Origin of the sequence: Granulicella aggregans, assembly GCF_025685565.1 — a bacterium.
In the GTDB taxonomy this organism is placed as follows: Bacteria; Acidobacteriota; Terriglobia; order Terriglobales; family Acidobacteriaceae; genus Edaphobacter; species Edaphobacter aggregans_B.
Window position 1 is genome coordinate 1,116,939 of the sequence record NZ_JAGSYE010000002.1, and the last position, 12,440, is coordinate 1,129,378.

Sequence of the window (12,440 nt, forward strand, 5' to 3'; positions counted from 1 at the left end):
CGCCGTAGTAAGTAGCCTTTCGTCAAGGTCAGTCAAGGAGATGATGTGCTCAAGTCGCTCGTACTACTCATTTGTGCAGGAGTTACTACAGCTCCATATGTGTATTCTCAGGCTTCACCGACAGCGTCCCGGGTTGCCGACCTGCAAGCAGGAGGAACCTTCAACTTTGCGAGTCCTGACTATACACAAAAGACGTTCAAGGGCTTCGGCTTCTATTCCACACTTGATTTCAGAAACCATCTAGGCATTGAGGCGGAGTTTCACCAGGTGAATGACCCCACTTCTTCAGAGGGCATTTATGAAAGAACTTATGAGATCGGTCCGCGCTATGTGATGCACTTTGGCCGCTTTTCCCCTTATGCCAAAGTTATGGTCGGGCGCGGATTATTCAGCTTCCCCCCGGCACCAAGTAATCCTACGGGCGGGGCAGAAGCGAATCTCGCTTACAACATGTGGGCCGGCGGCTTTGGCACAGACTACCGATTGCGGCGCTCCATCAATCTACGTGCGGACTATGAGTTCCAGCAATGGGGTAGCTTCCCGCCCCACGGCTTGACGCCGCGCGTACTGTCTATTGGCATTGCTTATTATTTCCACTAACCGCGACCTTTACGAGCGCGACATCATATTCATAAGGCCAGATCGCGGTTACTGCGATCTGGCCTTAACTCAACCCCACTGAAACGGACTGTCAACGTGGCACAGGTTCTCCGGCCGCTTCAACCGGACGGAGAACCTGTGGGCTTGTTGCAAAAATCGGCTCTGTACATCTGCTTTACCCGAATCAACTGGCGTTACAAAATATCTAGCGCTGCGGAGGAGGTCCCCCGGGGCCGCCAAAGCCTCCGCCAGGCCCGTGGGTCATGATCTGAGCAAATTTCGTCTGTTGATCGGAGGTCAGAATTGCATAGAACTGTGCGTCAGCGAGCGAGCGTGCAAGCGTGCTCTGCCCACTAAGCTCGCCGAGCGATGCTGAGAGTTGAGTGATGGTGGCAGTGTTATCGGCTTTGACGGCGGTCTCGAGTGATTGTTGTGCGGTCAGTTCCGATGTATGTAGAGCAGCTTCGGCCGTCTCTTCGGTGGTAAATATCGTGACCGCCTGCTCTTGCTGTGTTGAAGACAGGCCGAGTAGGATCGCGTAGCGTTGGACCAATCTCTCGGCAATTTGCGCCGGAGTTGGGGAGTTCTGCGCATGAAGGATCGGTGCGACCGCCAGCGTTGCTGCGATCAATAGAGTCGTGCGTTTCATAAGAATCTCCTTGGGGCTTGAATACAGGTTTCGCTCGCTGAAGTTGCGACAAACGCAACCTGTCTATCTAGACGTGGGGCCGGAGAGATCGGAGTACAAGCGAAAGATACGCTGAATCTGAGGTGTGCTTTACTCCACGCTCATGAAACTCAAAGAACATGGCAATCAAATTGCTACAGAAATTCCTGGAGATTCTTTGGCGCGCTTTATGTGCGTTACATTAGCTCCCGCCGCTCGTCTTGCGCGCTTCCCGCGCGTGAGAAGCGCTTTGCAGAACCTGCTGTTTACGTTCGCTTCAGCGTTCGCGCTGGGTCGCCCGACTAAATCCCAAGGAGCAAAGCATGAGCATTTCAGGCATTTCGAACACCTACCTCTCGTCCTTGAGCGCCGAGCTACTCTCGTCCTCTACGTCTTCCTCTAGCACCGGCACTTCCACCAGCTCAACGAAAGATACCTTCACCAGCACACTCTCAGAACTCGAGTCGGCGATCAGCTCCGGGAACCTGAGTTCGGCAAAGGAGTATCTGACGCAGCTGGAGGCGGCCAATCCCCGCAGCTCCAACGGCACCGACCCAATCGGTACCTTCCTGACAAGTGTGGAGAGCGCATTGTCTTCGGGAGATATATCGTCTGCCCAGACAGCACTCAAGACCCTCCAGTCCGCACCTGCGCCGGGATCCTCTTCTCAGTCTGGAGGAAGCTTTGATTCGACTCTTTCCAGTCTGGAGTCTGCCATCGCTTCGGGGGACCTCACTTCCGCCGCAAAGTATCTTACGGCCCTTGAGAGCGACAGCCCACAGGGTACAAAGGATAGTTCTTCGACGAGTCAGACCACGAGCACGAGCATCACCGCAAACGGCACGAACGATCCCATCGGAACATTCCTCAAGAACGTGGAGTCGGCCATCTCAACCGGAAGTCTCAGCGCTGCACAGTCGGCTCTGACCGCCTTCCAGGCGCAGCCCGCATTGGGATTGTTCTCTGGCGCGAGCACCACGGGAAGCACTCTTAGCCTCGTGGCCTGAGTACGGGGGCTAGCGATTGCTTAAGTTCGCGAATCAATGCTGACTCCGTGATCACTGGCCTATCCAATGTTTCGCCGCCCCCGGCAGCCTGTCCGTAGAAGCGGATGACATGATCATCCCGCAACTAAGTTCCAGGCTGCCGAGCGCGTTTCTTGTGACGAGAAGTAGGTTCTCAAGGATTACAACCGGAAACATTTTTTTTGATGCTCAACGATATCTGTTCTCAATAGGCTGGTCGACTCGACTCGGCGACGCGATGGCCCCTTAATCGCCGCACGTCCCGGTAGACCGAAGACGCGATGGCTCCGCTCAATCTCCAGATACGCAACCGAACTAATCCGCTCTTGGATCGTCTTTCGTCTCCGGCCTATGGTGCATTCGACCGGATGCTCATCAAGGCGAGGCGTAGCAGAAAGAGGAAGTGCGGGCAGTTGTCTGCCCGCACTTCTCCATTGGAGAAGCTAGCTGAGAGGCAGATAGACACTGAAGGATGCCGTGTATCCAGCGCTCGCTGACCCGCTCAAACTCAGGAGTGTTGTGCCGCCCTCCGCGGTGTATATGGAATCACCGGCATTTGTCACGGAGTTCCTACCTTCGCTGGAATATGGAGACACAGTGGTATCCAGCGTATCGACAAATGTCTGATCGAAGAACAGCTGGGCAGTGTTCGTGCTCCCGTCCGCTGACGAGTCATAGGTTGAACGAAAGCGGATATGGATGTGTGTGGTGCGGCCTGTGTACCAGCCTGGAAGGATCGTTGTGAAGGAAACCTTTCCAGTCGAATCGGTCAACTGATAACCTCGCAGCCAGCTCTGGCTGGTGTAGTCAGTGCCGTTGCCGTTGGTGGAACTCTGGATGCCAGAGTAGACCCCGGCAGCGTTGCAGTGCCAGATATCTACTTGGACATTCTGTAGCGCGGCGCAACTGTTCTTTGCGTCGTAGACGTAAAGTGTCAGAGAGAACGGCACTCCCGATTGTGTGTTGGTTCCAGCGATGTCAGAGAGGATGTCAGAGCGATCGTAGCCGGATGCACTATCGGTGACCCAATACGGTCCTTCCGTTACGGCAGCAATCGAGGTCCCGCATGAGGAGCTCGTGCTGCTGGTGACCGCAATTGAGACGGCGCTGGAAGTGCTGCCCGCATACGTACTGTCGCCCGCGTATACAGCCGTAATCGACTCCGTTCCTGCCGCGTTGAAGCTGGTGGTCAGTGTGGCATTCCCGGAACTGAGCGTCCCGGTGCCGATTGAGGTGGCCCCGTCGTAAAACGTCACTGTACCCGTAGCCGCTATAGGTGTCACCCGAGCCGTGAGCGTCACGGAGGTTCCGACCGTGGTGGCTGTTGTCGATGTGCTCAAAGCGATCGTCGTCACCGTCGTGCCGGCCGTTGTGGCCGCAACGGTGATCGTCAATGCACTCGACGTGCTGCTCGAATAGCTGCTGTCGCCCGTGTATTCAGCCGTTATCGTTGCCGTCTGCGCACTGCTGAAGCTGGTCGTCAATGTGGCGGTGCCGGAGCTCAGCGATACGCTGCCGAGCGATGTCGAACCATTGTAGAAAGTGACCGAACCGGTCGCGGCTGATGGAGCCACCATTGCCGTAAGAGTAATGCTGGTGCCTACTGTTGCGGAGGTTGTCGATGTCCCGAGCGATGTTGTCGTCGAGGCTTTCGTCGTGCCTATCGCGGTAGTGTTGCTTCCATTCCCGCAACCCGCAACAGTCGTCAATGCTCCGACTCCAAGAAATTTGAGTGCGGCTCGACGATCAAGAGGAGGGCACCAATCCTTCTCATCAGGCAGCCCGTCTGTCCGGTCAGCGACCAGCTTTAGTAAAAATTTATTTTTCATCGGGGAATCTCCTCGTAATAAATTCAACACTTTCCTCCTTCTGGTCTGATCTAAATTCTTCCTATGGGAACAGAGGCAAACCTTGGAAGCGATACCGCCAATTTGACGGCTATCTTCGAGGCCGAGGTTACATCTGAAAATCGATTTTGCGTCTTCAGTAAAGGCAGCCCATCGATAGAGGTCCGCTCGCCGCAACAAAGACCAACCCTCTGTAGAAAGCGAGTGGGAGCTCCTCGCTGCGTTCACGCTTCAAAGCGCAATGGACCCGATACAAAAGGCCATGGAGCCACATCGATTGCAGGCAGGGGTCGGGAGATGTCAGATCGTAGATTCAACTCTGGGAGTATTTGGTTCATGGACGCAAAAATGGAGGTGCGTGGGACAGAAAGCGACTTTCGCCTTCCGTCTCACACACCTCCGCTGAAAGCCACTCAAGACTTCGCTTAGAACGACAGGCGTACGCCCAACTGGAGCGTGCGCGGGCCGACGCTCTTGGTGCCAGTGACCACGCCGAACGACGAATCATTCCTATTGGTATCCGGTGCGGCGTAAACCGGAGTGTTGGAGACGTTATAGCCCTCGGCACGGAACTGGAGGTTCGACTCGCGGTAGAGCGGAAAGGTCTTCTCGAGAGCCATATCCGCGTCGCGGGTAATGACATAGCGCTCGTTTGAGAGATAGCGCGGTGCGTTTCCGATGGTCGGGAAGATGTCCGCTACCGTGCCGTCAGCGTTATAGGTGCGCGAACTGGAATCGGTCACTGCATCCGTGTTGAACCACCTGTTGACCGAGCGCTTGCCCTGCTTTAGCGCCGCCATCGAAGTGATATTGGGCCGGGTCACGGCGTAGTTGTAGCCCACATTATTTTGCGTCAGGTTCAGCGGCAAGCCATCGTTCAGACGAACGATAGTTTCCAACTTCCATCCTCCAAGGAACGCATCCGTCAGCGTCCCCATGTTGCTGGCGTACTTCTTGCCGTGACCGAAGGGAAGGTCCCAGCCGATGGTGCCAACAAACGCCTGAGGGATGTCATGCGCACTGATGGAGCGATCCAGCTTGAGGTTGTAAACGTCACGGATGGCATCGCCAACTTCCCAATAGTTGTTCTCCGACGTATTGTCGAGCGCCTTCGACCACTGGTAGGTGATGAGTGCGTTCAATCCGAATGAGAAGTGCTGGTTGTACTTGACTGCGAGAGCGTTGAAGGTTGAGCTGGCACCCGGGGTATCAGCGAGCCGCTGCACGCTGGTGAACTGTGGATACTTGACCAGCGTCCTCCAGTACGGGATGGTTGCTCCCGAAAGATCACCACTGGTGATAACGCCGGCGAAAGGATTCGCGACCGGGGTATTGAGCGCGTTCTCGCCCAGCGCCAGATAGTTCGAAGGAAGCTGGTTGAGGTCAGAGAACGAGCCGAGAAGCAGTTGCCGTCCCTGACTGCCGGAGTATCCAACTTCAATCACACCATTGGGACCGACCTGGTACTGCAAGTCCGCACTGTAAACCTGTGCGTACGGTGTCGGGTGTCTGCGCAGACCAGCATGTACCTGCTGGCCGAGCAACGTTGAGAGGCCGAGGGTGTTGCCGGTCGGAGCGACAAGGCCATCGGGGAATGGATTGCTCACCACGTTGAGAGGCGTGATTCCAGCGCCGCCGACGGTGGAATTCCAGGAGGTGTCGCTGGAGAAGCCATCGGAGCTTCTCGGTGCGTCACCGCTCTCGGCGTAGACGCTGGGGTTGAAGATACCGTATCCGGCACGCGCTACCAGCTTGTCCGTCAACTTATAGGCGAACGAGATGCGGGGATCGAAGTTCGTGTGTTGCGCGTCCCAGAGACCGCGGTTGCCGGAGGTAGCGAAGACCAGACCGCCGGTGAGCGGAAGTCCGGTGACCCCAGCGATCGGGCTTACGGCCGTAGGGTCGAAGTTATTAATACGGTTGAAGCGCTCAGTGCGGGCGTTCTGGATATCGTGACGGATACCGGCAGTAACAGTCAGGCGGTTTGTGGCGCGCCAGGTGTCCTGAACATACCAGCCAAAGTTCAACTGCTGCAGATCGAGCTTCGTCGTGTACGCGACGTCTCCGCTGTAGCCGGTACCAAGCAGCAGCGACGCGATCGAGTTACCGCTGTCCTGACCCTGGGTGACAGGCGTCGGACCGGCGGTCAATCCGCTGCCGAAGTTGAAGTTCGGTGAAGAGAGGCTAGCAGGATAGAGACGCTGAATCTCTCCCAGGAAGCCGAACTTCAAGCTGTGGCGCGAAAGCTCATGCGAGATGTTGAACTGCAGCCCGTCCGTCTCATGCGGTGTAACGTTGTCCGAGCTCAAACCGATCTGCTGATAGTTGTCGATGTTGAACTCGGGATAGGCATTCGCCTGGAACATCGCTACGGTAGCTGCAGGCAAACCAAGCTCCGTCGCCGAGTGCCCGAAGCTGGACGAGTAGTCATTCTCCGTCCACTTGCCATAGCTGACGATCGAGTTGACCACCCACGAAGCTGAAGGCGTCCAGGTTTCGCCGAGGATGATCTCGTAACGGAAGTCGTTCTCACCGCCACCGCCCCAGCTATCACCCGGATTCTTGAAGAACGCGGCGGCGGAGTTCAACTGCCAGGCCTTGGTGATACGACCGAACATCGTGTTCTTCTGGTTAATGATGTAGTCGCCGCGGATGTCGAACTTGTCGTAGTTGGAGACGACCTTGGCCGTCGCCGCAAAGTTGTTGCCTCCGCCCACCTGGCCTGTGACGTTGGGCAGCGGATACAGTGCCGCAGCCGCGAGTCCAACCTTATCCAGCATTGAGGTCGGGATGATGTTATTCGCAAACTGCTGCCGCTCGCCGTTCACGACATTGAAGGGGTTGTAGATCTTGACCGGAGTTCCGTCCGCGTAGACGCTTTGCGAGAAGTCGCCAGTACGCTCAAGCGCCGTCGGAACGGTGTAGACCGCAGTTCCCGGCTGCCCCTGGCGAAGTCCCTCATACGCCCCGAAGATGAAGAGCTTGTTCTTCAGGATTGGTCCGCCGATGCTGCCGCCAAACTGGTTCCGCTGAAAGAGCGGGCGAGCGATGCCTTGGTTGTTGTTGTCCCAACTATTGGCGTCAAGGTGGTCGTTGCGAAAGTATTCAAAGGCAGAGCCATGAAGCTCGTTGGTTCCGCTCTTGGTCACGAGGCTGACCACGCCACCATCGGTGTGTGTGAACTCCGCGTCGTACGCTGTGCGCTGAATCTGGACTTCGAGGGTAGCGTCCTGGTTCGGGGTAGCAATCGCGCCGCCGAGGTCAGGCGCGACGATCGACGCACCGTCGACGAGGATCGACGAAGACTCGTCGCGGCCGCCGTTCATTGCGAAGCGGTTCTGGTTCTGGTCGGTCGTGTATGCACCCAGACCGGTACGTACGGCAACCACACCAGCCGTGCTGTGAACCAGATAAAGCGGATTGCGGTAGCTCGTAGGCAGATCTTCAATCTTCTGCGCGTCGAGCGTGACCTCGCGATTCGCCGTCTGCGTATCCAGCGAGACGTCGGAGGCGTTTACCTGGACGCTGGTCGAAGACGCTCCAAGCTCCATCTTAGCGTTGAACTCAGCGCGCTGGCTTCCCTCGAGAGTGATGTTGCTCGTCACGAACGCCTTAAAGCCCTCTGCGGTGACGGACAGGCTGTACTGGCCGGGTGCCAATTGGCTTGCGGTGAATAGCCCGCTTGCATCAGACGTCAGAGTCCGAACTTCGCTGGTCCCCAGGTTCCGAATCTCGACCTTAGCGCCGGGGATCGCCGCGCCAGTCTGGTCGACCACAGTTCCGGTGATGGCGGCGGCAAACGTCTGCGCCTCCGCACGCTGAGTCATCAGCGGCGTGACAACCGGCAGACAGACGATCGGGGTAAGCGCGACGAGGATGGGCCACACCCGCCTTATATTTGTCCGCAGGAAGCTTTGCGAGGCAGACACGCTGAAAGCCGGTAGAGGGGAGCGTGAGTTGTTCTGATCCATGGGTATCTCCTGCTTTCTTAGAAATTGATCGGTAGGCCTATCCACCCGCGAGATGGCTAACAGAGGGTGAAGGTATCGCTGGATGAAAAAGCGTGGACGTGGCTTCACAGTAAGCGGGTTTGTACAGCTGGACGTTCGGGGCTTCCGTTACTTGTCTGGCCGATCCAGTGCCTCAAGCACCGCCTGAAAGCTCAACCGATCCGCCTGTTCCAGGCATTGGCCTGAGGCCGCCCGGAGCCAAGCGAATGTTTGCGGCAGATTCCTTCGTGAGCGAAGAGTCGTAGTGAGTGAGGCGTGCCTGGATGAGCGGACATGGATCAACCAGAAACTTGGATTGGCGGGCGTTGAACAGAGTCTTACCGAGCATTTGGAGGCTGCCAACGTCTTTCACTGTCTTTTCACCGTGCGAGTTGCGACAGGATAGGGATCACCTGGACGTCGCACGCTTCCTCTCCGTAGGTCACCGTTCTAGATCTGAAACCCCATTGTTTTCGGTCGGGTGAACTGTGAAAAACATTGATTTGGCCGGGTCGCCCCAGCCAGAATCTGACGGTGACCCCCTCAAGTTCGTATAAACTTACGGAGAGTTCGCCCGCTCAATCCATAGGCACTCCGAGGCCGATCGGCTCCCGCCTGACGTCGCTCGACGTGCTGCGTGGCCTAACCGTAGCCTTCATGATCCTCGTCAACACTGCGGGAGACGGAGCGGTCTCGTATCCTCAGCTTCGGCACTCCGCATGGAACGGCTACACGCTGACTGATCTAGTCTTCCCTGGCTTCCTCTTCATCATGGGCGTCTCCATGGCGCTGTCCTTCCAGGGCCGGTTGGCAAAGGGCACGCCCCCGGGAAGAATTGCCCTTCAGGTGCTGAAACGCTCAGCGATGATGATCAGCTTCGGTCTGCTCTTGAACGCGCTTCCGGAGCTTCACCTGAGCACGCTGCGCTACATGGGAGTTCTCCAGCGGATTGGACTCTGCTATCTGATCTGCGGCTTGCCGCTTCTGTATCTCCGGAACTGGATGATCGTGGCACTCACGTTTGCCGCCACAATCGGATACTGGCTCCTGATGACCCAGGTGGCCGTGCCAGGCTTTGGACTCCCAGGGATTGATATTCCGTTCCTCGACCCGCAAGGTAATCTGGCAAGCTTCCTTGACCGGCTACTGATTCCGCAGGGCCACTTCTATCATCGGGGTTTCTACGATCCAGAGGGAGTGCTCAGCACCCTCTCAGCGACCGCGACCGTCCTGTTGGGCTCACTTACTGGGATGTGGATACGGCGAACGGATCTCCCGGCGACGCGGCGGTTGTTCTCGCTAGCGCTTGCGGCTGCGGGAATGATCGGGCTTGGCCTAATTTGGGACCACAGCTTCCCAATCAATAAACGTCTCTGGACAAGTTCCTACGTGTTGTTTGCAGCAGGGATCTCGATGCTCCTGCTGGCGACCCTCATCTGGATGATCGACGAGCGGGGGTGGCTGAAGAAGGGTCTGACACCCTGGCTGGTCTTCGGAACGAATGCCCTTACTGCCTACGTATTCTCGGAGCTTCTGGCGATCGCTATTGAAAACATCCCCATGGCGGGGGCCGGAACGCTGCAACGCTATCTCTATCTGTGCCTTCCGTTGTGGCTTGGATCAGCACCCCTACGTTCGTTGATCTGGTCGATCCTGTTTGTTGGAATCTGTTTCCTGCCGGTCTGGTTCTTGTATCGTCGCAGGATCTTTATCAAGTTGTAGAACGCGATGGATAGCAAACGAAAGAGGCCATCCGGCAGGATGGCCTCTTTCATTGCGACGAGCAACTCGGCCTACTCTGGCACCTGCCACGGATCGCTAAGCGGGGACATCTGCCCAGTCGACAGCAGATGCTCATAGCGGCGGCGGTACTCAGCCTCATAGGACGCCACGGTCCGGTCGAAGCTCATGGTCGAGTTCGAGCGATGCTTCCAGGCCAAACTCACATCCCGGGCGGTGGAAGGCAAATGGACCGTTCCGCCGCTGGCGGCTACCGGCTTGCCGTCAGCAGTCACCGTGATGCCTTCAAGGAACCACGGAAGATGGAGCACCAGGTCGGTCGGCGGATGATCGAAGCTGCTCCGGATATGCATGACTGCTGTGTTCTCTGAAGAGGACTCAAGCTCGAATGCGATGTCGCCAAAGTAGGTCGGAGCCTTGCTGACGCGTATCGTCTTGCCCTTGGCAATCCACCCCGGCGAGACAGCGGAGAGCAGATGCAGGCTGCCGCCTTCTTCACGCACCATCATGTTGCGGAGCAGGTTGCGATAGTCTGCGGCGAACCAGCCGTGAGGGGCGATGTTGCCCTCAAAATCACGCGATCCCCATGGGCGAATCGCGTACTCGAATCCGCCGTGGGTGGAGCTCGTATGTAGCAGCTCGGCATAGAACTCGCGAATCGCCTGGTCCTGCTCGCCGCGCACAAGCTCAGTAAGAGTGTTCTTGATCGTCAGGTAGTGATGAAGAAAGATGCCGTCGTCGGGCTCGGCGTAGGTGGTAATTCCCTCTTGATAGCGGGCCTGCGTGCTCTTCAGCGTAGCGGTGACGCGAGGATCAAAGGGATCCAGCAGCGGCTCCGGAGTAACTCCCAGGAGATTGCCCCAGTCCGTTCCCTTCCAGCTACCCGCATCGAGGCTCGGAGGCAAAACTCCACCCTGCTCCTTCGATGCCTTGTCCAGCAACGAGAAGAATGTCCCGGAATAGTCGGCATACTCCTTCTCAAAGCGAGCTGCATCTTCCGTGTGACCGAGTACGCTAGCAAGCTCGATCGCACAACGCAACCCATTGAGAGCGAGAAAGTTATAGCCGGTGAGATGGCCAGAGACATACTCATTGTCCCGCACGTCGCTCGCCGGCATGACGTGGAGTGGATCGTTCGCGCGGGCTTGGATTAGCCAATCCACCGCACGGACGATCCGCGGATAGATCTCGTTGGCTGCTGCGAGGTCATGCGTCCGTCGGAAGTGTTCGCCGAAGCTCCAGAGAGCTTCGCCCCAGCCATCGTACTGGCCGGGTTGCGACATGAAGTTGCCGTCCGGCAGTTGACGCGTCTCAAAGAAGCCAATCACCTGCGATCCGATGTCTTTGTAGCCGGTCGCGTCGTACATCCGGACGTAGTCGGCGGAGTCGCGCAGATAAAACCGGTGGTATTGAAACTGGCTCGCCGTCTGGATGAACTTGCCGTCGACGATATTGCGCGATAACAGGTCGTAGACCAAACTCGCGTAGAACGTCTGGACGGGCTTGGACTCGGGCAACTCGATCTGCATGCCGCGACTGAGGATCGAGTGCCAGAACTTCACCACTTCGTCATGCGAACGGTCGAAATCCGCCGAGACGAGCTGTGCATTCTCCCTCGAACCCTCCTTCGTGGGCGTCAGCGGCATACGCAGATCGATCGTTCTGCTCTCTCCCGCCGCAAGCGGGATCGAATAGCTCGCGCTGCACACCGGCGTGATTGGCGTGAGATTGGGCTTGGGGTTCGACACCGTCTCGATGCGGTTGTAGTGCGAATTCAGTGTCATCGAGAGGCGCGGGGCAGGTTGCTGCGGATAGACGAACATCGTGCGGTCTTCGCGCAGACAGCTTCCATCGCCGATCCGATACTTCCAGTCGCCGCGAAAGGGTTCGCCGGGCTGCTGGTAATCGCCCGCGCGCTCTGCTGTAACTGGCCGACGGAAACGGTTGTCCGCCAAAGGATCCTGCGTGGTCTGCTCCGCCTGGTAGCGAAGTGCTGTCGTCAAAAAGGCGGCACCGGGCTTTGTCCCAGGGTTATGCATCGTAATGCGGATGAAGTTGACGATCTGCCCAGTTGCTTCCGTATCGGAGGCGGGACTCTTTGGCACCTGTGCGGCAAAGGCGGTGAACCGGTACTCGATGCCCAGGTGCGTGACGGTGTAGCTGATCACAGGAAGATATCCCTCTTCGAGCGTCCTCACGCGCGCCGAAAGAGGCTGCTTCTCGGGCCCGACGAAGAACATCAGCTCGCCAAATCCGGTATAGAGATACCCCTCCGGAGAGATCTCCGTTGCCGCAGGCGCATTCATGACGCCAATGACGTCCGTCGGCTTGCTGAAGTAGGAGAAAGGCTGATCCGCTCGGTCGATCTCCGGCGTGACCATCTGGGCACCGGCAGCCACCGGCATCATGAGAGCGGGAAGGATAGCGAATGAGAGCAGCCAGAACTTCAGAGAAGCCGGTCCAGCGGAAAGGGGCATGGAACTCCTGTGAGCAGAATCGTCAGATCATACATGAAAGCGGTGTGCGGAGAGGGGCTAGAGTAGCCTCGCACTCGGTGTGGAACGCCGCAACG

The 12,440-nt window shown here is 57.4% G+C and carries 7 protein-coding genes; 3 read left to right on the forward strand and 4 right to left on the reverse strand.

The window, feature by feature from the left end; all coding sequences use genetic code 11:
* Nucleotides 1-45 precede the first annotated feature (45 nt).
* Nucleotides 46-600 carry a porin family protein gene (locus tag OHL18_RS14110; protein ID WP_263375488.1) on the forward strand — a complete coding sequence of 185 codons (555 nt, stop codon included), beginning with the start codon at nt 46-48 and terminating at the stop codon, nt 598-600.
* A 205-nt stretch (nt 601-805) separates the two neighbouring features.
* Here the strand turns inward: OHL18_RS14110 and OHL18_RS14115 are convergent, their stop codons facing one another.
* Entirely contained in the window at nt 806-1,249 is a 444-nt protein-coding gene (locus tag OHL18_RS14115) for a Spy/CpxP family protein refolding chaperone (RefSeq protein WP_263375489.1), read from the reverse strand.
* Between the two features lie 341 nt (nt 1,250-1,590).
* Here OHL18_RS14115 and OHL18_RS14120 point away from each other — a divergent pair, with 341 nt between their 5' ends.
* On the forward strand, nt 1,591-2,274 hold the full coding sequence (locus OHL18_RS14120) for a hypothetical protein (protein ID WP_263375490.1): 684 nt from the start codon (nt 1,591-1,593) through the stop codon (nt 2,272-2,274).
* 461 nt (nt 2,275-2,735) lie between these two features.
* Here OHL18_RS14120 and OHL18_RS14125 read toward each other — a convergent pair whose 3' ends face one another.
* Entirely contained in the window at nt 2,736-4,121 is a 1,386-nt protein-coding gene (locus OHL18_RS14125; RefSeq protein WP_263375491.1) for an Ig-like domain repeat protein, read from the reverse strand.
* 443 nt (nt 4,122-4,564) lie between these two features.
* Nucleotides 4,565-8,110, reverse strand: coding sequence for a TonB-dependent receptor (locus OHL18_RS14130; protein ID WP_263375492.1), 3,546 nt, complete (start codon nt 8,108-8,110; stop codon nt 4,565-4,567).
* A gap of 552 nt (nt 8,111-8,662) precedes the next feature.
* On the opposite strand from OHL18_RS14130, the gene OHL18_RS14135 reads away from it, so the two are divergent.
* The gene (locus tag OHL18_RS14135) at nt 8,663-9,850 is read left to right on the forward strand and encodes an acyltransferase family protein (RefSeq protein WP_263375493.1); all 1,188 of its coding nucleotides are present in this window, start codon (nt 8,663-8,665) and stop codon (nt 9,848-9,850) included.
* A gap of 71 nt (nt 9,851-9,921) precedes the next feature.
* On the opposite strand, the gene OHL18_RS14140 is transcribed toward OHL18_RS14135, so the two are convergent.
* On the reverse strand, nt 9,922-12,345 hold the full coding sequence (locus tag OHL18_RS14140; RefSeq protein ID WP_263375494.1) for a hypothetical protein: 2,424 nt from the start codon (nt 12,343-12,345) through the stop codon (nt 9,922-9,924).
* Between the last annotated feature and the right edge of the window lie 95 nt (nt 12,346-12,440).

What these genes read in the sequence shown, in the direction of transcription:
- OHL18_RS14115 (WP_263375489.1), bottom strand. Translation starts at nt 1,249, where the DNA reads ATGAAACGCACGACTCTATTGATCGCAGCAACGCTGGCGGTCGCACCG.
- OHL18_RS14120 (WP_263375490.1), top strand. Translation starts at nt 1,591, where the DNA reads ATGAGCATTTCAGGCATTTCGAACACCTACCTCTCGTCCTTGAGCGCC.
- OHL18_RS14125 (WP_263375491.1), bottom strand. Translation starts at nt 4,121, where the DNA reads ATGAAAAATAAATTTTTACTAAAGCTGGTCGCTGACCGGACAGACGGG.
- OHL18_RS14130 (WP_263375492.1), bottom strand. Translation starts at nt 8,110, where the DNA reads ATGGATCAGAACAACTCACGCTCCCCTCTACCGGCTTTCAGCGTGTCT.
- OHL18_RS14140 (WP_263375494.1), bottom strand. Translation starts at nt 12,345, where the DNA reads ATGCCCCTTTCCGCTGGACCGGCTTCTCTGAAGTTCTGGCTGCTCTCA.